The sequence below is a fragment of the Streptomyces sp. NBC_01283 genome (assembly GCF_041435335.1).
Taxonomy (GTDB): Bacteria; Actinomycetota; Actinomycetes; order Streptomycetales; family Streptomycetaceae; genus Streptomyces.
In genome coordinates this window covers 4,840,390-4,860,501 of sequence record NZ_CP108430.1, presented here as the reverse complement: position 1 = coordinate 4,860,501, position 20,112 = coordinate 4,840,390, and the positions used below count along the sequence as shown (strand labels likewise).

At 69.6% G+C, this 20,112-nt stretch carries 17 protein-coding genes and 4 tRNA genes; 11 read left to right on the top strand and 10 right to left on the bottom strand.

The window, feature by feature from the left end; genetic code table 11:
* Positions 1–137: 137 nt before the first annotated feature.
* Positions 138–713, bottom strand: coding sequence for a hypothetical protein (locus OG302_RS22190; RefSeq protein WP_371528357.1), 576 nt, complete (start codon positions 711–713; stop codon positions 138–140).
* Between the two features lie 98 nt (positions 714–811).
* Positions 812–1,162, bottom strand: coding sequence for a metallopeptidase family protein (locus OG302_RS22185; protein ID WP_361828642.1), 351 nt, complete (start codon positions 1,160–1,162; stop codon positions 812–814).
* Positions 1,163–1,221: 59 nt separating this feature from the next.
* Here OG302_RS22185 and OG302_RS22180 point away from each other — a divergent pair, with 59 nt between their 5' ends.
* The 4 genes from OG302_RS22180 to OG302_RS22165 all read left to right on the top strand — a co-directional run bounded on the left by OG302_RS22180 (position 1,222) and on the right by OG302_RS22165 (position 3,136).
* Positions 1,222–2,772, top strand: a complete 1,551-nt coding sequence (locus OG302_RS22180) for a metallophosphoesterase (protein WP_371528356.1) — start codon at positions 1,222–1,224, stop codon at positions 2,770–2,772.
* Between the two features lie 79 nt (positions 2,773–2,851).
* Positions 2,852–2,924 (top strand) — tRNA-Glu (locus OG302_RS22175).
* 39 nt (positions 2,925–2,963) lie between these two features.
* Positions 2,964–3,038: transfer RNA gene (locus OG302_RS22170), tRNA-Asp, on the top strand.
* Positions 3,039–3,062: 24 nt separating this feature from the next.
* A tRNA-Phe gene (locus OG302_RS22165) sits at positions 3,063–3,136 on the top strand.
* Positions 3,137–3,204: 68 nt separating this feature from the next.
* On the opposite strand, the gene OG302_RS22160 is transcribed toward OG302_RS22165, so the two are convergent.
* The 4 genes from OG302_RS22160 to OG302_RS22145 all read right to left on the bottom strand — a co-directional run bounded on the left by OG302_RS22160 (position 3,205) and on the right by OG302_RS22145 (position 6,304).
* Complete coding sequence (locus OG302_RS22160) at positions 3,205–4,299, bottom strand: ABC transporter permease (RefSeq protein ID WP_371528355.1); 1,095 nt, start codon at positions 4,297–4,299, stop codon at positions 3,205–3,207.
* A 78-nt stretch (positions 4,300–4,377) separates the two neighbouring features.
* The gene (locus OG302_RS22155; protein ID WP_371528354.1) at positions 4,378–5,226 is read right to left on the bottom strand and encodes a cytochrome c biogenesis CcdA family protein; all 849 of its coding nucleotides are present in this window, start codon (positions 5,224–5,226) and stop codon (positions 4,378–4,380) included.
* Positions 5,223–5,993 (bottom strand): DsbA family protein, encoded by a 771-nt coding sequence (locus OG302_RS22150; RefSeq protein ID WP_371528353.1) that lies wholly within the window; start codon positions 5,991–5,993, stop codon positions 5,223–5,225. The genes OG302_RS22155 and OG302_RS22150 overlap by 4 nt, the downstream gene beginning before the upstream one ends.
* A gap of 56 nt (positions 5,994–6,049) precedes the next feature.
* Positions 6,050–6,304, bottom strand: a complete 255-nt coding sequence (locus OG302_RS22145; RefSeq protein ID WP_371528352.1) for a hypothetical protein — start codon at positions 6,302–6,304, stop codon at positions 6,050–6,052.
* 230 nt (positions 6,305–6,534) lie between these two features.
* On the opposite strand from OG302_RS22145, the gene hrpA reads away from it, so the two are divergent.
* From hrpA to OG302_RS22130, 3 genes are all read left to right on the top strand, one after another.
* Positions 6,535–10,512, top strand: coding sequence for an ATP-dependent RNA helicase HrpA (gene hrpA / locus OG302_RS22140; protein ID WP_371528351.1), 3,978 nt, complete (start codon positions 6,535–6,537; stop codon positions 10,510–10,512).
* A gap of 95 nt (positions 10,513–10,607) precedes the next feature.
* Positions 10,608–10,682, top strand: a tRNA-Asp gene (locus tag OG302_RS22135).
* A gap of 606 nt (positions 10,683–11,288) precedes the next feature.
* Positions 11,289–11,510, top strand: coding sequence for a DUF6274 family protein (locus tag OG302_RS22130; RefSeq protein ID WP_371528350.1), 222 nt, complete (start codon positions 11,289–11,291; stop codon positions 11,508–11,510).
* Between the two features lie 540 nt (positions 11,511–12,050).
* On the opposite strand, the gene bldC is transcribed toward OG302_RS22130, so the two are convergent.
* Positions 12,051–12,257 carry a developmental transcriptional regulator BldC gene (bldC, locus tag OG302_RS22125; RefSeq protein WP_003949541.1) on the bottom strand — a complete coding sequence of 69 codons (207 nt, stop codon included), beginning with the start codon at positions 12,255–12,257 and terminating at the stop codon, positions 12,051–12,053.
* A gap of 534 nt (positions 12,258–12,791) precedes the next feature.
* Positions 12,792–13,694: a hypothetical protein gene (locus OG302_RS22120; RefSeq protein WP_371528349.1), complete on the bottom strand. Its 903-nt coding sequence runs from the start codon at positions 13,692–13,694 to the stop codon at positions 12,792–12,794.
* 209 nt (positions 13,695–13,903) lie between these two features.
* Here OG302_RS22120 and OG302_RS22115 point away from each other — a divergent pair, with 209 nt between their 5' ends.
* Together OG302_RS22115 and OG302_RS22110 are read left to right on the top strand one after the other, a co-directional pair.
* Positions 13,904–14,986 carry a Glu/Leu/Phe/Val dehydrogenase dimerization domain-containing protein gene (locus tag OG302_RS22115; protein WP_361828655.1) on the top strand — a complete coding sequence of 361 codons (1,083 nt, stop codon included), beginning with the start codon at positions 13,904–13,906 and terminating at the stop codon, positions 14,984–14,986.
* A gap of 290 nt (positions 14,987–15,276) precedes the next feature.
* Positions 15,277–15,534 (top strand): DUF3073 domain-containing protein, encoded by a 258-nt coding sequence (locus tag OG302_RS22110; RefSeq protein ID WP_361828657.1) that lies wholly within the window; start codon positions 15,277–15,279, stop codon positions 15,532–15,534.
* Between the two features lie 134 nt (positions 15,535–15,668).
* Here OG302_RS22110 and purM read toward each other — a convergent pair whose 3' ends face one another.
* Positions 15,669–16,736, bottom strand: coding sequence for a phosphoribosylformylglycinamidine cyclo-ligase (purM, locus tag OG302_RS22105; protein WP_371528348.1), 1,068 nt, complete (start codon positions 16,734–16,736; stop codon positions 15,669–15,671).
* 37 nt (positions 16,737–16,773) lie between these two features.
* A complete protein-coding gene (gene purF, locus OG302_RS22100) occupies positions 16,774–18,300 on the bottom strand; it encodes an amidophosphoribosyltransferase (RefSeq protein ID WP_371528347.1) in 1,527 nt (508 codons plus the stop codon).
* Positions 18,301–18,474: 174 nt separating this feature from the next.
* On the opposite strand from purF, the gene OG302_RS22095 reads away from it, so the two are divergent.
* Together OG302_RS22095 and OG302_RS22090 are read left to right on the top strand one after the other, a co-directional pair.
* A complete protein-coding gene (locus OG302_RS22095; protein WP_361193438.1) occupies positions 18,475–18,576 on the top strand; it encodes a putative leader peptide in 102 nt (33 codons plus the stop codon).
* A 76-nt stretch (positions 18,577–18,652) separates the two neighbouring features.
* Positions 18,653–20,071, top strand: coding sequence for a sulfatase (locus OG302_RS22090; RefSeq protein WP_371528346.1), 1,419 nt, complete (start codon positions 18,653–18,655; stop codon positions 20,069–20,071).
* The last annotated feature ends 41 nt before the right edge of the window (positions 20,072–20,112 follow it).

The following is a 20,112-nucleotide window of genomic DNA, read 5'->3' as shown; positions in this document are numbered from 1 at the left end:
CCACCATACGCACCCGACCCCCCATAAGGCAAACCGCACCCTCCGAGCACCTTGGATTCCGCCCCCCACAGCTCGTCTCACCTGCGACGAAGCGGGTTTCGGACAGGGGCAAAAACGGCTCGCGCCACCCCCTGGATCTAGGCAGGCCCCGCCTCCGGTGACGGTTCGCGCGACCTGAGCCCCTCCGACCGCTCCCCGAGCTGCGCCGCCTGCCCGCCCTCGTGCGCCGACGACGAGGGCTCCGGAGTCGGCTCGGGGGTCGGCGTGGGGGTCGGCTTCGGAGGATCGGGCGTCGGCGTGGGGCGCGGCGCGTCGGGCTTGGTCCGCGTGGGCGTCGGGCGCCCGTCCTTCGTGGGCGGGGCGGGTTCGCCGGCCCCGCCGGTCGCGGTCGCCGAGGCCTGGGCGGCGTCCGTACCGGAGTCGCCATGTTTGCCCGAGCCCCCCTTGCCCCTGCTCTTCCCCTTGCCCTTGCCTTTGCCCTTGCCGTGCTTGCCGCCCTTCGCGTCGGCGCGGCCCGCCTTGCCGCCGCCGGCCGAACCGGCATCGGTCCCGGCACTTCCGCCGTCCGGGGCGGCCGCCGCGCTGCGCTCGCCCGCGGACCGCTTGGGGCCGGGGTCACCGCCCCCGTCGTCGCCGATGCTCATGCAGCCCGCGGTCGCCATGACGGCCACCGCCGCCGCGGCCAACCGGACAGGAACGTACAACTGGCGCACGGCCGAGCACCTCCGAGGCGCTGAGAAGCGGGGACGCCCTACCCAACTCCCTTGCCCCGCAAGAGGACACGGAACGGGAGACGGCCGTGCCGCCGACGTCAGCCGTACCCCAGGGCGTGCAGGCGCTCGTCGTCGATCCCGAAGTGATGTGCGACCTCGTGCACCACGGTGATCTCGGTCTCCGCGACCACTTCCTCCCGCGACGCGCACATGCGCAGGGTCGGCCCGCGGTAGATGGTGATCCGGTCGGGCAGCACTCCCGCGTACCACTCGCCCCGGTCGGTCAGCGGCGTCCCCTCGTAGAGCCCAAGGAGCTCGGGATCCTCGGCGGGCGGTTCGTCCTCCACGAACACCGCCACGTTGTCCATCAACCGCGTCAACTCGGGAGGAATCCGGTCAAGCGCCTCGGCGACCAGTTCCTCGAACTCTTCCCGCGTCATCTCCAGCACACCCCCATTGTCGGCCACCGCCCCGCATAGCCGCCCGTCCCCATGGGCATACGGGCCCAATGGCCCGCGACTTCCGTGCGCTAGCCGCCCTCGTACGCCACTACCGATCCCGCCACCCTCGTCCGGTCGGCGAACTCATCAGCCCTCCGCATCCCTACGGCCGTGCCCTGGGCATGGTCGCGGTCGTCCTCTTCGGCGCCTGGCTCGGCCTGCTGATCGTCGGCAGCGTGCACGCGCCGGTGGGCCCGATGGACACCCGGATGACGCTGCGCCCCTCGCTCAGCGGCGGCACGAAGATCGACGTCTCCCCGTTGGGCGCCCTCGAACTGCGCTCGCACGTCGCGCCCATCCGCCTGGACGTGGACGTGAACCGCCTGGACCCGGTCCGCTCCCAGGCCCTCGTCGACCATCCCGAGCGGATCGCGGGCCTCCAGGACGAGGTGGCGCAGGACGTCGGGCACGGCACGCTCGACCTGGCCGTACGCTCCTGCGCGGCCGTCGTCGCGGGCGCCACCGCACTGGGTCTCGCGGTCTACCGGCGCCCGCGCCGGGCCCTGGCGGCGGGCGGCCTCGCCCTGGCCCTGCTCGCCGCGTCGGGCGCGGTCGCGTACGCGACGTGGAACCCGAAGTCGGTCCTGGAACCCAAGTTCTCCGGCCTCCTCAGCAGCGCGCCGTCGGTGGTCGGCAACGCCCGCAACATCGTCAGCGAATTCGACGTCTACCAGCAGGAGTTGGCACGTCTTGTCACGAACGTGACGAAGCTGTACGACGTGACGTCGACGCTCCCCGCGTACCAGCCGGACCCGTCCACGATCCGGGTCCTGCACGTCTCGGACATCCACCTCAACCCGGCGAGCTGGAAGATCATCGCCTCACTGGTCGAGCAGTACGACATCAACGTCATCGTCGATTCCGGCGACACCATGGACCACGGAAGCGCCGCCGAGAACGCCTTCCTGGACCCGATCGAGGACCTGGGTGCCCCGTACGTGTGGGTCAGGGGCAACCACGACTCCCACACCACCCAACGCTACCTCCAGCGCATGAAGAACGTCCGCGTCCTGGACGAGGGCAAGGCGGTGTCGGTCGCGGGTCTGCGGTTCGCGGGGACGGGCGACCCGCAGTACACCCCGGACCGCTCGGTCGCCGCGGAGGGCAAGCCCGTCGAGGAGATGGCGGGCATCCGGCTCGCCTCCGCCCTGCGCGACCAGCAGACCGCGGGCACTCCCGTGGACATCGCCGTCGCGCACAACCCCGACGCCGCGCGCGAGACGGACGGCGAGGTGCCGCTCGTCCTCGCCGGCCACGTCCATCACCAGGAGATGGAGGTCATGGAGCGCGGGACGCGGCTGCGCATCGAGGGCTCCACCGGCGGGAGCGGGCTGCGGGCGGTGGAGGGCAAGTACCCCGACCCCGTCGAGGCGTCGGTCCTCTACCTGGACCGGGACAGCCGGCGCCTCCAGGCCTGGGACGAGATCAAACTGGGCGGCCTCGGCCTCACGAAGGCGGAGGTCAGCCGCCATCTCCCCAAGGAGAACCAGCCCGGGGCGACCCCTTCGCCGCCCCCTCCGGGCCGCTCCCCGGGCAGCGGTTCCCCGACCCCCCGATAACCGTTTTGGCGATAGCTCCCCGCATCCCATATGCTTCTCACGTCCCCGACGCGCTGCACAGCGCCCAGGTGGGCCCTTAGCCCTCATCGTCTAGTGGCCCAGGACGCCGCCCTTTCAAGGCGGTAGCACGGGTTCGAATCCCGTTGGGGGCACGCAACACCTTGTGCGAGACTAGTGCTCGCACAAAGCTTGGTCCTGTGGAGCAGTTTGGAGTGCTCGCCACCCTGTCAAGGTGGAGGCCGCGGGTTCAAATCCCGTCAGGACCGCTTGCGATTCCACGCGGATCGCGTGGCTGGGTAGCTCAGTTGGTACGAGCGATCGCCTGAAAAGCGATAGGTCGCCGGTTCGATCCCGGCCCCAGCCACCTCTTCGAAGGCCCCGTCCACTGGACGGGGCCTTCGCCGTTCCCCGAGGCGGAGCCACCCCGTACCGCTACCCCGCAGCCGGAACCCCCGCATGGGCCGGTGCCTTCTCCCGGCCCCCCGGGTGCCGGTGGCGCCAGAGCCAGAACACCGTTGAGGCCAGTACCGCCCACCCCGCGAGCACCAGGAACGGGAACGCGTGCTGATGGGCGCCGAAGTACACCGCGGTGTGCTGCGCGTTCACCGAAGCTCCCGGCGGCAGCCACCGTCCGATGTGGCCCAGTGCCGAGGGGAGCAGCGGCCAGGAGACCGCTCCGCCCGAGGACGGGTTGCCGAGCAGCACCATCAGGCCCCACGTCGGCAGCATCGCCCAGCGCCCGAACATCGTGTTGAACATCGTGAAGACCATCCCCGACGCGAACATCGTCAGCGCCAGGATCAGCCACGACTCGACGAACGGCAGATCCACCGCCCCGAGCCACCAGTCCACCACCGCCGCGATCACGAAACCGCCGAGCAGCGCGTAGAGAATCGTGAACGCGATCCGCTCGGCCGGGTTGAGACCCCGCGCGTGCACGCTCAGCTGGATCGCCCCGACGAAGCCGATGATCACTGCGGCCAGCGAGATGTAGAAGATCGCCAGGCCTCGCGGGTCGCCCTCCTGGAGGGGCTTGATGTCCTTCACGGTGACCGGCACCCCCACCTTCTCCCCCACCTTCGGCGCCGTCTCCGCGAGTACCTGGGCGACCGACGCCCCGGACGCACCCGAGACGTCGAACGTCACCTTGTCGCCGCCCCCCGGAGCCGCCGCCAGGATCGCGAAGACCTTCTGTTCCTCGACCGCGTCCCGCGCGGCGGCGACGTCGTCGTACCGGTGGACCTCCAGGGACGCGTTCAGCGCCTTCTCCATGCCGTCGAGGAACGCCTTGCCCCGGGTGGCCTCCTGGGCGCCGACCACCGCCGTGGGGATGCGGTGCGGGGTCGGGTTCGCCATGGAGTACGTGTATGACCCCGCGAAGAGCCCCGCGGCGGCGGCCAGGATGAACACCAGCACGATCGCGGGCAGGAACGGCGACTCCTTGAACGCCGACCACCGCTCGGCCCGCGTAGGAGTCCTCCCATGGGCGCCGTGCGGAGAATGATCATGCTCAGGGTGTTCAGACATACGAATACGCTAAACCACCCAAAGCGGACTTACCTCACTCGGCCCCCACCCGGCCCCCACCCTGCCCGCACCCCGCCCTCACTCAGCCTCGACCGGCCCCCGAGCCCGCCCCCGCTTCCGCCACCCCCGTACCGCGAACCCCGCCCCCACCAGCGCCACGACGACGATGAGCAGCACGGAGTCCGGCACCGCACGGCCCACGTCCCCGGCCCACTGCTCCACGGCGAACGAGTCGTCCACGTCGAGCAGCCCCGGCAGCGCGGTGGTCCCGTCGTACGCGAGGAAGAGCGCGCCCAGGGCCACGAAGAAGAGGCCCGACAGGAGCGAGGTCGTGTGCAGTTCGAAGCGGCCGATCCGGAAGGAACGCCCCCGCAGCCACCGCCGCCGCCCCAGATCGAACCGCTCCCAGAGCAGCGCGAGCACGAACAGCGGCACCGCCATCCCCAGGGCGTAGACCGCGAGCAGCAGCCCTCCGTAGACGGGGCTTCCGCTCACCGCCGCCACGGTCAGCACACTCCCGAGGATCGGCCCCGCGCAGAAACCGGCGAGTCCGTACACCGCACCGAGCGCGTACACGGAGACCGCCGTCGTCGGCCGGATGCGGCCCGAGAGCTCGGCCATTTTCCGCGAGGCGAAGCCCATGCCCACCACCTGGAGCACGCCCAGAGCGATGATCAGCCACCCCGCGAAGAGCACCAACTGGTCCCGGTGGCCGAAGAAGAACCGCCCGGCGACCGAGCCCGCCGCGCCCAGCGGCACCAGCGTCGTCGCGAGACCGGCGTAGAAGATGCCGGTCCGGGCGAGCAGCCGCGAGGTCGAGTCGATCGAGTACGCGAAGAAGGCGGGCAGGAGCAGCGCGCTGCACGGGCTGATCAAGGCGAGGAGACCGCCGAGGAACGCCGCGAAGTACCCGACATCAGCGGTCACTTGTCCCCGCCCTTGCCCGAGGCTCCCTTGCCCTCGGCCGCAGCGGCCTGCTCGATCGCCTGGTCGAAGACCTCGTCCGGCTGCGCCCCGGAGATGGGCCGCCCGTTGACCAGGAAGGACGGGGTCGACGTGGCCCCCAGGCCGTACGCCTCCTCCTGATCCTTCTTCACCGCCGCCTTGGCCGCGGCGCTGCCCGCGTCGTCCGAGAAGCGGCCGATGTCCTTGACCCCGGCCTGCTTGGCGAGCTCCTTCAGGCGGTCGCCCCCGAATCCCTTCTCCTTGGAGCCGTCGGCGTACGCGGCCTCATGGAACTGCCAGAACTTCCCCTGCTGCCCGGCCGCCCACGCCCCGCGCGCGGCCGACTCGGAGTCCGCGCCGAAGATCGGGAAGTTGCGCCACTCGATGCGCAGGGTGCCTTCGTCCACGTACTTCTTCACGAGGCCGGGCTCGGTGTCGCGGGCGAACTTGCCGCAGTAGCCGCACTTGAAGTCGGCGTACTCGATGAGCACGACCGGCGCGTCCTTGCGCCCCTGGGCAAGGGGGTCCTTGGCGTCGCGCCGGGCGAGCTTGGCCAGCTCCGGGTAGACCCCGGCCTGCGGGTCGGCGGATACATCGGCGGGGGAGTCGGAGGACCCCTCCTTCGCGGTGACGGAGGAGGGCTCGTCGGGCTTGGTGGCGGAGTACGAGGCGGCGCCGAGCAGCAGCGCGGCGGCGGCCACTCCGGCCCCGATGGCGATGTTCTTCTTTTTGTTGTTGTTCTTGGGCATCAGGGAGTTCTCTCTGTTCCTGTACGTCGTTGTGGGGCCCCGGAGAAAGGGGCCTCCTACACGCGCAGGACCGAGAGATCGACCGGAGAGGGCGGTGTGAGCGGCGGCGGCCCGCGCTCCGGCGTCAGGGCCGGCACGGTCTGGCCGACGCCCCACGCACCGGACGCGGCATGCGCCTGATGCAGGGCGGGCAGCAGCTCGTACGCGGAAGTGGAGCGCGGCGGCGCGGCCGGAGCCTGACCGGCGTCCTGCTGCCCGCCCTTGCCGCAGCCGGGCACCCCGGCGGCCTCCTCGGCCTCCTCTGCCTGCACGGAAACCGACACTGGCACCGGTACCGACACCGCAGGCTTCGCCACAGGCTCCCGCTCCACGGCCATCGCAGGCGCGCAGAACGCCCCGAGCACCACGAGCAGTACCCCCAGCAAGGGGCACCACGACGCACGCGCACGGGACAACATGCCCGGAATCGTACGTGCCCGGGCGCCCCGCCGGATAAATCGGTTCGCCACCTCCGAGCGGCGGGTGAGATCCTGGACGCCGTATGTCTACGCAGCCTGCCCTCACCCTCGACACCCTCGCCCCGCGTCTTTCCGAGCTGTCGCTGCGCGACGAGCACCGGATCGGACGCCGGCTGGAGGGTGCGCGCCGGATCCGCAAGCCCGAGGCCCGAGCCGCCGTCCTCGCCGAAATCGAGGCGGACGTCGACAAGGCCGCGGCGCGGATGGCCGAGCGGGGCAGCCGTCTGCCCAAGATCACGTATCCCGAACAGCTCCCGGTCAGCCAGAAGAAGGACGACATCGCCGAGGCGATCCGCGACCACCAGGTCGTGATCGTCGCGGGCGAGACGGGCTCCGGAAAGACGACGCAGATCCCCAAGATCTGCATGGAGCTCGGCCGTGGCGTCCGCGGCATGATCGGACACACCCAGCCCCGCCGTATCGCGGCCCGCACGGTCGCCGAGCGCGTGGCCGACGAGCTGAACACCCCGCTCGGCGAGGCCGTCGGCTGGAAGGTCCGCTTCACCGACCAGGTGGGCGCCGACACGTACGTGAAGCTGATGACGGACGGCATCCTGCTGGCCGAGATCCAGACGGACCGCGAGCTGCGCGCGTACGACACGATCATCATCGACGAGGCCCACGAGCGGTCCCTGAACATCGATTTCCTGCTGGGCTATCTCGCCCAGCTGCTGCCCAGGCGCCCGGACCTGAAGGTCGTCATCACCTCGGCGACCATCGATCCGCAGCGCTTCTCCCGGCACTTCGGTGACGCCCCGATCGTCGAGGTCAGCGGCCGTACGTATCCCGTCGAGGTCCGCTACCGCCCGCTCCTCGAAGAGGACTCCGAGGACAGCGACCGCGACCAGATCACCGCGATCACCGACGCCGTCGAGGAGCTCCAGGGCGAGGGCAAGGGCGACATCCTCGTCTTCCTCTCCGGGGAGCGCGAGATCCGCGACACGGCGGACGCGCTGAACAAGAAGAACTACAAGTTCACCGAAGTCCTCCCCCTCTACGCACGCCTCTCGCATGCCGAGCAGCACCGTGTATTCCAGCAGCACACAGGCAGACGCATCGTCCTCGCGACGAACGTCGCCGAGACCTCCCTGACCGTCCCGGGCATCAAGTACGTCATCGACCCGGGCACGGCCCGCATCTCCCGCTACAGCCACCGCACGAAGGTGCAGCGGCTGCCCATCGAGGCGATCAGCCAGGCCAGCGCCAACCAGCGCAAGGGCCGCTGCGGCCGTACGTCGGACGGCATCTGCATCCGCCTGTACTCGGAGGAGGACTTCGTCGCCCGCGACGAGTTCACCGACGCGGAGATCCTCCGTACGAACCTGGCGAGCGTCATCCTGCAGATGACCGCCGCCGGTCTCGGCGACATCGAGAAGTTCCCCTTCATCGACCCGCCGGACCACCGCAACATCCGCGACGGCGTACAGCTCCTCCAGGAGCTCGGCGCGCTCGACCCCACGCAGAAGGACCCGAAGAAGCGCCTCACCCAGGAAGGCCGCAAGCTGGCCCAGCTGCCGGTCGACCCGCGCCTGGCCCGCATGGTCCTGGAGGCCGACAAGAACGGCTGCGTACGCGAGGTCATGGTGATCGCCGCCGCGCTCTCCATCCAGGACCCGCGCGAGCGCCCCGCCGAGAAGCAGACGCAGGCGGACCAGCAGCACGCGCGCTTCAAGGACGAGACCTCCGACTTCCTGGCCTTCCTCAACCTGTGGCGGTACATCCGCGAGCAGCAGAAGGAGCGCGGCTCGTCCTCGTTCCGCCGGATGTGCAAGTCGGAGTACCTGAACTTCCTGCGGATCCGCGAGTGGCAGGACATCTACACGCAGCTGCGCACGGTCGCCAAGCAGATGGGCATCCATCTCAACGAGGACGACGCCCCCGAACAGCAGGTGCACATCTCGCTCCTGGCCGGCCTCCTCTCCCACATCGGGATGAAGGACGTGAAGGAGTCCAAGGACAGCGACCCCAAGCAGCGCGGCGGGCGGGGCGAGTACCTGGGCGCGCGCAACGCCAAGTTCGCGGTCTTCCCGGGCTCCGCGCTCTTCAAGAAGCCCCCGCGCTTCATCATGTCGGCCGAGCTCGTCGAGACCTCCCGCCTGTGGGCCCGGGTCAACGCGCGCATCGAGCCGGAGTGGGTCGAGCCGCTCGCCCAGCACCTCCTGAAGCGCACGTACAGCGAGCCGCACTGGGAGAAGGACCAGGCCGCGGTGATGGCGGTCGAGAAGGTCACGCTGTACGGCATCCCGCTCGTCACCGACCGCAAGGTGAACTACGGCCGCATCGACCCCGAGGTCTCCCGCGACCTGTTCATCCGCAACGCGCTCGTCGAGGGCGACTGGCGCACGCACCACAAGTTCTTCGCCGCCAACCGCCGCCTCCTCACCGAGGTGGAGGAGCTGGAGCACCGGGCCAGGCGCCGCGACATCCTCGTCGACGACGAGACGCTCTTCGACTTCTACGACCAGCGGGTGCCCGAGGACGTCGTGTCCGGCGCGCACTTCGACTCCTGGTGGAAGAAGAAACAGCGCGAGGAGCCGGAGCTGCTCGACTTCGAGCGCTCGATGCTGATCAACGAACGCGCCGGTGACGTCTCGAAGGACGACTACCCCGACTCGTGGCGGCAGGGGCCGCTCAAGTTCAAGGTGACGTACCAGTTCGAGCCGGGCGCGGACGCGGACGGCGTCACGGTCCACATCCCGCTCCAGGTCCTGAACCAGGTCACGGCGGACGGCTTCGACTGGCAGATCCCGGGCCTGCGCGAGGAGGTCGTGATCGAGCTGATCCGCTCCCTGCCCAAGCCGATCCGCCGGCACTACGTCCCCGCCCCGAACTACGCGAAGGCGTTCCTGGAGCGGGCCGTGCCCCTCCAGGAGCCGCTGCACGTGACGCTCGCGCGCGAGCTCCAGCGGATGGTCGGCGTCCCCGTCTCACCGGACGACTTCGACCTCACGCGCGTACCGGACCACCTGAAGATCACCTTCCGGATCATCGACGAGCGGCGCAGGAACCTCGCCGAGGACAAGGACCTGGAGGCGCTGAAGCTCCAGCTCCGCCCGAAGGCCCGCAAGGCCCTCTCCCAGGCGGCGGCCGCGACCGCGGAGAAGACGGGCGGCTCGGCGGTCGAGCGCTCCGGCCTCACCGACTGGTCCATCGGCTCCCTCAGCCGCGTCTTCGAGACGCGTCGCGCGGGCCAGCCGGTGAAGGCGTACCCGGCGCTCGTGGACGACGGCTCCGCGGCGAACACAGTCTCCGTACGCCTCTTCGACACCGAGGCCGAGCAGCAGCAGGCGATGTGGAAGGGAACGCGCCGCCTGATTCTGCGCAACATCCCGGTGAATCCGGCCAAGTTCGCCTCGGACAAGCTGACCAACGCCCAGAAGATCGCCCTGTCCGCGAATCCGCACGGCTCCATCCAGGCGCTCTTCGCGGACTGCGCGATGGCGGCGGCGGACAAGCTGATCGGCGATTTCGGCGGTCCCGCCTGGGACGAGGAGTCGTACCGCAAGCTGTACGAGAAGGTGCGCGCGGAGATCGTCGACACCACCGTCCGCACGGTGAGCCAGGTCCAGCAGGTCCTCGCCGCCTGGCAGGCCTGTGAGCGCCGCCTGAAGTCGACGAAGAGCCCGACCCTCCTGGCCAACCTCGCCGACGTCCGGGCGCAGTTGGACGCCCTCGTCGGCCCCGGCTTCGTCACGGCCACCGGCATCCGCCGCCTCGCGGACCTGATGCGCTACATGACGGCCGCCGACCGGCGCCTCCAGCAGATGCCGACGAACGTCCAGCGGGACACCTCGCGCATGGAGAAGGTCCACGAGATGCAGGACGAGTACGCCTGGCTCCTGGAGCAGCTCCCGCAGGGGCGGCCCGTGCCGCGGGAGGTCCTGGACATCCGCTGGATGCTGGAGGAGCTGCGCGTCAGCTACTTCGCGCACGCGCTGGGCACGGCGTACCCCGTCTCGGACAAGCGGATCGTGAAGGCGATCGACGCGGCAGCGCCGTAACGGAACCTTCACGCAGAGCGAGTTCGACCGGCGGGCCAGGGCTGCTGTACAGTTTCGTCTCGCAGCGCAACGCAGCAATCAGCGCCGCAAAGCAAGGTCCTGTGGAGCAGTTTGGAGTGCTCGCCACCCTGTCAAGGTGGAGGCCGCGGGTTCAAATCCCGTCAGGACCGCAGTAAAAGAAGGGCCGCACCCGCTCGCCGGTTGCGGCCCTTCTTCGCATCCCGCCCCACGCGCCCGCTCGCCACCCTGTCGAGGCGGAGGCCGCGCCCGCGGCGCAGCCGCAATCAGACACAGCAAATCCCGTCAGGACCGCCGAACAAGCAGGGCCGCACCCGCTCGCCGGACGCGGCCCTTCTTCGCATCCCGCCCCACGCGCCCGCTCGCCACCCTGTCGAGGCGGAGGCCGCGCCCGCGGCGCAGCCGCAATCAGACACAGCAAATCCCGTCAGGACCGCCGAACAAGCAGAGCCGCACCCGCTCGCCGGACGCGGCCCTTCTTCACATCCCGCCCCACGCGCCCGCTCGCCACCCTGTCGAGGCGGAGGCCGCGCCCGCGGCGCAGCCGCAATCAGACACAGCAAATCCCGTCAGGACCGCCGAACAAGCACGGCCGCATCCGCTCGCCGGACGCGGCCCTGCTTGCGTACGCCGACACGGGCCGTATCCCCCTGGGACGCGGCCCGTTCGTGTGCCCCGCGTCTTGACTGCGTCACATTCCGCCGGTACCTAGACAGCAGGGAGCGGGGCGGGACCGGCTCCTCATCTGGAGGTGGCGTATGACGGCTTCAGCGGCGTCCGCACGACACGAGACCCGCGCTCTCCTGCGCGCCCACCTCTCCGCGGCGACGAGCTATCGCCATCTGACCCGGCACTGCCCGATCTGCCACCGGCTGGAGCGGCTCGCCCTGGAGACCTCCTCCGCCGCCTCTCCGGGCGCCCAGAGCGGCTGTGAGGGCGGCTGCGAGCCGAGCGAGGACGAAAGTCCCCCGAACGCGTGACCAAAGCCGTCCCGCGGCCCACCCCGGCGGTGGGAGGGTGAGGGGTAGGCAACTCCCCTGCGCCCTGCGGGATCCCCTCTAGCCCAGAGGTGTCGCGGGCAACAAGGGACACGGCATGTGACGGGTGTCACCGAAGTGGTTTTGAAAAACCCGGAACTTACACCCGTCCTACAACCGGTCAATTTAATATGTGCAATTGCACCACCCGGCACGGTGTCCGCCGATCGTCCGCCCGGACGGCACAAGGCCGGCGGAAGGGCGCCACCACAGCCTCCCCAAAGGACGGCCCCAGCACTCCTCAGAGACCAACAAGCCCGCTCACGGCGGCGCTCACCAGGGCCTCCTGGGTGCACAAAAAAAGATCGCGCTGGACCCGGCGGAGTCCAGCGCGATCGAAACGACTCACCCATGAGGCTCAGGCGTGGGGCCCGTTGGGGCGGGACCCGCGTCGCGTGTAGCTGTTGGTCGGACGGTGCGGACGGGTTGGGGGACCCGACAGCGGACGTACTTTTCGTCCGGGTACTGCGGTAATGCGGTAAATCAGGCCTCGCTGCGCTGCTGCGGGATACCCGCGAGCAGTGCGCGGACCTCGGCCTCGCGGTAACGGCGATGCCCGCCGAGCGTGCGAATCGACGTGAGCTTGCCAGCCTTGGCCCATCGCGTCACCGTCTTAGGGTCGACGCGGAACATCGTGGCAACCTCAGCCGGGGTCAGCAGCGGCTCGGCATCAGGGGTGCGAGCGGTCATGAGCGGCCTCCTCGGAGAACCGAACCTTCTCGGTTCATTCCTCTAAATTCTGCACCTTGACCCGCGTTGCCCGAAATGGCGGACGCGAGTCGAGTCGGTTATAGGACGAACGGCTTGTCCTCGGCACTACAACTACACCATCCGTCCAGCCACGTCGGCCAAACCGATGGAATTGCCCTCCCAGGTGTCTATCAGCGACGGAAGCCGATGGACCATGCCATAGCGGACAGTCACGCCACAGTGACGATCAGTCACAGAGCGATCAGGAGTCGACAGACCCCCCATAGCGTGCAATGTCGAGCATTCCGCCCGAACATGGACGGAAGGAGCCCTCCCCGGACTCCTTGTCCTATTTTGGCACGAGGGGGGGCGATGGGCGCAAGAGCCCAGTAAGTGCGGTCCGTCACGCTTGACACAAAAGCCCGGATCGGGACCTACGTCCCGTGTAGGCGACACGTAGGGATGGCCCACGCGCGCCTGGATGACGTTCAGTTCGAGAACAGACCGACGCTCAGTTCGAGGACCGGCCGACGTTCAGTTCGAGAACTGGCGGTCCCGGACCGCCCTCCATCGCTCCATGAGCCTCGCATACGCCTCGCCGGCCCCCGCGCCGTCGCCGTTGCGCAGCGCCTCGATTCCCTCCGCCACGTCCGCCGCCGAGTGGTCGTCGGCGAGCTGCTCCTCGGACAGGGCGTGCACGAGCCCGCCGTAGTCGAGCTCCACCAGGGAGCGCGGATGGAACTCCTCCAGCCACCGGCCCACGTCCGTCAGCCCCTCGACGAGCGGTCCGTCGTCGAGGGTGTCCCGCAGCGTCCTGAGCCCGCGGGCCACCCTGCGCCGGGCCTGCACCATCGGTGTGCGGTAGCGGAGGACGGGCGCGCAGGGCACCGCCGCCTCCTCCCCCTCGGTGGCCTCGGACCCCGCGTCGTCCCCGTCGCCCCTCTTCTCGTAACCCTTCTCGAACTGACGCTCCTTGTCCGAGACGAGCACGAACCAGTTCAGCGGCACCTGCCACGTCGACGTACGGATCCAGGGGCGCGCGTCAGGGTTCCGGGCGAGCCACTGTTCGTAGTCCGCGGCCGTCTGGCGGCGCACCACCGGCGGCAGGACCGCGTCGAGGACCGGCGTCGGCAGCTGCCCCGACAGCTCCCCCAGGGCCTGCCAGCCGCGCAGCCGGGTGCGCCAGGGGCAGACGCACACCACTCCGTCGGCCTCCACCACGAACGCGTCGCTGCTCTCGTGCACCGGCACGGGAACCGGCGGGGTGGGCAGCAAGTCGGCCAGCGAGCGGCGGAGTTCGTCCTGGTACGAGGGGCGGTCGGTACGTCGCGCGTAGCGGGCCCAATGGCCGCGCTCGGGCTCCGGGAAAGCGGCGAGGGGCTCATAGACGCGCAAGTAGGACGCGTATGGAACGACCAACGAAGAGACCTTGGGCACGGCTGCTCCCTCCCCCGCGTACCGGCTGGAAAACACTGCAAATCGTGCCATGGCCGAACTCCGCCGTACCGGTCGCTGCGCCGGTAGAGGGTGATCCTCGGCACTGCGCGGCCACCGGGTTCTTCCAGGCTCTAGTCTCATGCCCAACGGGCCCCGCCACCCGCACGGGCGTCCGCCCAACCGCCGCCACTTGACCGGGAGTCACCACAGTGACCGAAGCAGACAACGGCGTCCTGCACACCCTGTTCCACTCGGACCAGGGGGGCCATGAGCAAGTAGTGCTCTGCCAGGACCGTGCCAGCGGCCTCAAGGCCGTCATCGCCATCCACTCCACCGCCCTGGGCCCGGCCCTCGGCGGCACCCGCTTCTATCCGTACGCGAGCGAGGAAGCGGCCGTCGCGGACGCGCTGAACCTCGCGCGCGGGATGTCGTACAAGAACGCCATGGCCGGTCTCGACCACGGCGGCGGCAAGGCCGTGATCATCGGCGACCCGGAGCAGATCAAGAGCGAGGAGCTGCTCCTCGCCTACGGCCGCTTCGTGGCCTCGCTCGGCGGCCGCTACGTCACGGCGTGCGACGTCGGCACCTACGTCGCGGACATGGACGTCGTCGCGCGCGAGTGCCGCTGGACGACCGGCCGCTCCCCCGAGAACGGCGGCGCTGGCGACTCCTCCGTGCTCACCGCGTTCGGTGTCTTCCAGGGCATGCGGGCCAGCGCCCAGCACCTGTGGGGCGACCCGTCGCTGCGCGGCCGCAAGGTCGGCGTCGCGGGCGTCGGCAAGGTCGGCCACCACCTCGTCGAGCACCTCCTGGAGGACGGCGCCGAGGTCGTGATCACCGATGTCCGCGAGGAGTCCGTCACCCGGGTCACCCACAAGCACCCCTCCGTGACGGCCGTCGCCGACACCGAGGCGCTGATCCGGGTCGAGGGCCTCGACGTGTACGCCCCCTGCGCGCTGGGCGGCGCCCTGAACGACCAGTCCGTGCCGGTGCTCACCGCCAAGGTGGTCTGCGGCGCCGCCAACAACCAGCTGGAGCACCCCGGTGTGGAGAAGGACCTCGCCGACCGCGGGATCCTCTACGCGCCCGACTACGTGGTGAACGCCGGCGGCGTGATCCAGGTCGCCGACGAACTGCACGGCTTCGACTTCGACCGGTGCAAGGCGAAGGCGTCGAAGATCTTCGACACCACTCTTGCCATATTCGCTCGTGCGAAGGAAGACGGTATTCCGCCGGCCGCGGCGGCCGACAGGATCGCCGAGCAGCGGATGGCGGAGGCCCGCCTCCGCTGACCCCGCAGGTGCCGTGAAAGGGCCCCGCCGACGTGCGCGAGAGACAAGACTCACCCCCGTCGGCGGGTCGCCCGACAAGAAGAGGTTAAAATCGCAGTTGACCAGCGAGGACAGGGCTCCTCGCCGGTTCTGCGCTTAGGCGCGTCCTGCGGGCGACGTACCGTATGGCCGCAGGAGCAGGTACCGTGGAAGCCCTACGGACCGGCCTCTCCACGGAGAGCCCGTTCCTGATCATGAACGCGTGTCAAGACTCTGGGGTCACCAAGCCCCATATCCGAGGGGGTCGAGCCATGGGGCGCGGCCGGGCAAAGGCCAAGCAGACGAAGGTCGCCCGCCAGCTGAAGTACAGCAGCGGCGGGACTGACCTCTCGCGCCTGGCCAATGAGCTGGGCGCTTCGACTTCGCAACAGCCGCCGAATGGCGAGCCGTTCGAGGACGACGACGAGGAAGACGACCCGTACGCCCAGTACGCGGACGTGTACAACGACGACGATGACGAGGACTCCGCCGACGAGTCCGGGCCTTCGTCGCAGCGCCGCGGCGCTTGACCTCGTTGCATTCGCAGCACCTGCAGTATTCGCAGTTCTCGTAGCAACTGCACCTCACCCGGTCCGGGGTGGTCACCACACCGGACCGGGTTTTGTGCTGCCCTGAGGACTGCCCCGCAGGCTGCCGCACGGGCCTACTTCGCGTAGTCACCGATGAGCTCTGCGCCCGTCGCGTGGTCGCCGCGCTCGGTGATCTCACCGGCGATCCAGGCGTCCACACCGCGGTCCGCGAGGGTCGTGAGGGCCGCGTCGGCGGACTCCTCGGGGACGATCGCCATCATGCCGACGCCCATGTTCAGCGTCTTCTCCAGCTCCAGGCGCTCGACCTGACCGGCCTTGCCGACCACGTCGAAGACCGCGCCGGGCGTCCACGTCCCACGGTCGACGATCGCGTGCAGACCGTCCGGGATGACCCGGCCCAGGTTCGCCGCGAGACCGCCGCCCGTGATGTGGCTGAAGGCGTGGACGTCCGTGGTGCGGGTGAGCGCCAGGCAGTCCAGGGAGTAGATCTTGGTGGGCTCCAGGAGCTCCTCGCCGAGCGTGCGGCCGAACTCCTCGACCTGGCGGTCCAGGGACCAGCCCGCGCGGTCGAAGACCACGTGCCGGACGAGCGAGTACCCGTTCGAGTGAAGGCCGGAGGCCGCCATGGCGATCACCGCGTCACCCTTACGGATGCGATCCGGGCCGAGCACGCGGTCGGCCTCGACCGCGCCCGTACCGGCGCCCGCGACGTCGAAGTCGTCGGGGCCGAGGAGACCCGGGTGCTCGGCGGTCTCGCCGCCGATGAGGGCGCAGCCGGCGAGGACGCAGCCCTCGGCGATGCCCTTCACGATGGCCGCGACACGCTCGGGGTGGACCTTGCCGACGCAGATGTAGTCGGTCATGAAGAGCGGCTCGGCGCCGCACACCACGATGTCGTCCATGACCATCGCGACCAGGTCGTGCCCGATGGTGTCGTACACGCCGAGCTGGCGGGCCACGTCGACCTTCGTGCCGACGCCGTCGGTGGCGGAGGCGAGCAGGGGGCGCTCGAAGCGCTTGAGGGCGGAGGCGTCGAAGAGTCCGGCGAAGCCGCCGATGCCGCCGAGGACCTCGGGGCGCTTCGTCTTCTTCACCCACTCCTTCATCAGCTCGACGGCGCGGTCGCCCGCTTCAATGTCGACGCCTGCGGAGGCGTAGCTGGCACCGGTGGTCTCAGGCATGGGGGATGAGAGCTTTCGTGTCGTTACTACGGGTGGCTTACGGGCGACGGATCGCGTCGGCCGCTGCCGTGGACGCCGGACCGGCGGCCAGCTCCGTCTCCAGGAGCTGCTTGCCGAGCAGCTCGGGGTCGGGGAGGTCCATCGGGTACACGCCGTCGAAGCAGGCGCGGCACAGGTTCGGCTTGTCGATGGTCGTGGCCTCGATCATGCCGTCGATGGAGATGTACGAGAGGGAGTCGGCGCCCATGGACTTGGCGATCTCGTCGATCGTCATGCCGTTGGCGATGAGCTCCGCGCGGGTCGCGAAGTCGATGCCGAAGAAGCAGGGCCACTTCACGGGCGGGGACGAGATCCGGATGTGGATCTCGGCGGCCCCGGCCTCGCGGAGCATCTTGACCAGGGCGCGCTGGGTGTTGCCGCGCACGATCGAGTCGTCGACGACGACAAGACGCTTGCCCTTGATGACTTCCTTGAGGGGGTTCAGCTTGAGACGGATGCCGAGCTGGCGGATCGTCTGCGAGGGCTGGATGAAGGTCCGGCCCACGTAGGCGTTCTTCACCAGGCCGACGCCGAAGGGGATGCCGGAGGCTTCCGCGTAACCGACCGCGGCGGGCGTTCCGGACTCCGGGGTCGCTATGACGAGGTCGGCCTCGGCGGGAGCTTCCTCGGCGAGTTTCCGGCCCATCTCGACGCGCGAGAGGTAGACGTTCCGGCCGGCGATGTCCGTGTCGGGACGCGCCAGATAGACGTATTCGAAGACACAGCCCTTGGGCTTCGCTTCAGCGAATCGGGACGTTCGCAGTCCGTTCTCGTCGACCGCGATGAACTCGCCGGGCTCGACCTCGCGGACGAAGCTGGCGCCGCAGATGTCGAGAGCGGCGGACTCCGAGGCGACGACCCAGCCGCGCTCCAGGCGGCCGAGGACCAGCGGGCGGATGCCCTGCGGGTCGCGGGCCGCGTACAGCGTGTGCTCGTTCATGAAGACGAGGGAGAAGGCGCCCCGGACCTCCGGGAGGACCTTGGTGGCCGCTTCCTCGATGGTGAGGGGCTTGCCGTCGTCGTCCACCTGGCCGGCGAGGAGAGCCGTCACCAGGTCGGTGTCGTTGGTCGCCGCGACCTGGGTCGCGCGGCCGTTCTCCTTGGGCAGGGCGGCGACCAGCTCGGCGAGCTGGGCCGTGTTGACGAGATTTCCGTTGTGCCCGAGCGCGATCGAGCCGTGCGCGGTGGCACGGAACGTCGGCTGGGCGTTCTCCCAGACGGAGGCTCCGGTGGTCGAGTAGCGGGCGTGACCGACCGCGATATGACCCTGGAGCGAGCTGAGGGAAGTCTCGTCGAAGACCTGGGAGACGAGCCCCATGTCCTTGAAGACAAGGATCTGGGAGCCGTTGCTGACCGCGATTCCCGCGGACTCCTGGCCTCGATGCTGGAGGGCGTACAGCCCGAAGTAAGTGAGCTTGGCGACCTCTTCACCCGGAGCCCAGACACCGAAGACGCCGCAAGCGTCCTGGGGGCCTTTCTCGCCGGGGAGCAGATCATGATTGAGTCGACCGTCACCACGTGGCACGACATCGAGTGTAGGCGAGATCGACCACTGGTCCGAATTGGGGATACGGACCCCGCACGGAGCGTGAGCGCGGCCCCGGTGGACTCCCCGTGCGTACGCGGAGTACGAAGCCCTTGTGAACAGGTGAGCACGAGCGTTGACAGGGGCGGGCGGGGCCCATGAAGCTCCTGGTCCATGCCCCTGCAACCCCTCGGTGACCCTTCGGTCACCCTTGTGGAGCGCCGCCACGTCGACCTGGTCCGTGTCGCGAGCGCCATCTGTCGCAGCGCTGCCTGAACTCACTCTCCGTCTCACTTTTCCCGACTCCGGGTACGAGCCGCTGCCGCGCCGTGCCCCGTTCAGGAGCGCCGCCATGCCCTCGTCCTCGCCCTCGTCCTCGTACGAAAAGTCCGCTCTGTCCCGACGTGCCTTCACCGGTGCCGTGGGTGCCGGTGCCGCCGCCGCGGTGGGTCTGCCCGCTGCCGCCGAGGCCCGGGAGCGGCCCTTCCGCGCCGCCCCGGGCCGGAGCGCCAAGCGGCCGAACATCCTCTTCATCCTCGGCGACGACCTGGGCTGGGCGGACCTCTCCTCCTACGGGTCGCCGCACATCAAGACCCCGAACCTGGACCGCCTCGCGCGCCAGGGCGTGCGGTTCACCGACGCCTACTCCGGGTCCGCGACCTGCTCGCCGACCCGCTTCAGCCTCTACACGGGGCGCTTCCCCGGGCGTACGAAGGGCGGGCTCGCGGAGCCGATCGCGGACAAGTCCGTCGGCCTCGAACCGACGCATCCGACGCTGGCCTCGCTGCTGCGGGACGCCGGGTACGCGACCGCGCTCATCGGCAAGTGGCACTGCGGTTACCTGCCGGACTACTCGCCGACCCGATCGGGCTGGGACGAGTTCTTCGGGAACTTCGGCGGCGCCCTGGAGTACTACTCCAAGCTCGGGCTCGGCGGTGAGTACGACCTCTACGAGGGCGACGCCGAGTACAAGGACCTGCGCTACTACACGCGCATCCTGACCGAGCGGGCGAGCGAGTACGTCCAGCGGGACCACGGCGACAAGCCGTGGCTGCTCAACCTGAACTTCACCACCCCGCACTGGCCCTGGATAGCGGACGGCGACAAGGAGGAGAGCGCCGAGATCGTACGGCGGATCAAGGCGGGCGAGAAGGGTGCGCTCTGGCATCAGGACGGCGGCTCCGTCGAGAAGTACACGGAGATGGTGCAGGACCTGGACCGGTCGGTCGGTGAGGTTCTGAAGGCCCTGAAGAAGTCCGGGCAGGAGCGGGACACCCTCGTCTTCTTCGCCTCGGACAACGGCGGTGAGCGCTTCTCGTACAACTGGCCCCTGTCGGGCAACAAGGCCTCGCTCCAGGAGGGCGGCATCCGTGTGCCGACCATCGTGCGCTGGCCCGCGCGGCTCGACGGCGGGCAGGTCAGCCACGAGCCCGTGTTCACCCCGGACTGGACGGCGACGCTCCTGGAGATCGGCGGTGCGAGGCCGAACCCCGCGTACGAGCTGGACGGGACCAGCCTCGCGCCCTACCTCCTCAAGGGCGAGGAGCTCGCCGAGCGGGAGCTGTTCTGGCGGGTGCGCGGGGAGCGGGCGCTGCGGCGCGGGCAGTGGAAGTACTACCGGGGCAAGGGCGGCAAGGACCAGCTCTTCAACCTCGCGGCGGATCAGCGCGAGCAGGCCGACCGGGCGCCGGACGAGCCGAAGCTGCTCGCCGAGCTGAAGGCGGCCTGGGAGAAGACGGACAAGGGGCTGCTGCCGTACCCGGGCGCGTGACCTGGGCTTCGCGGGGACCCGGCTGCCTGAACTGAGCCTTA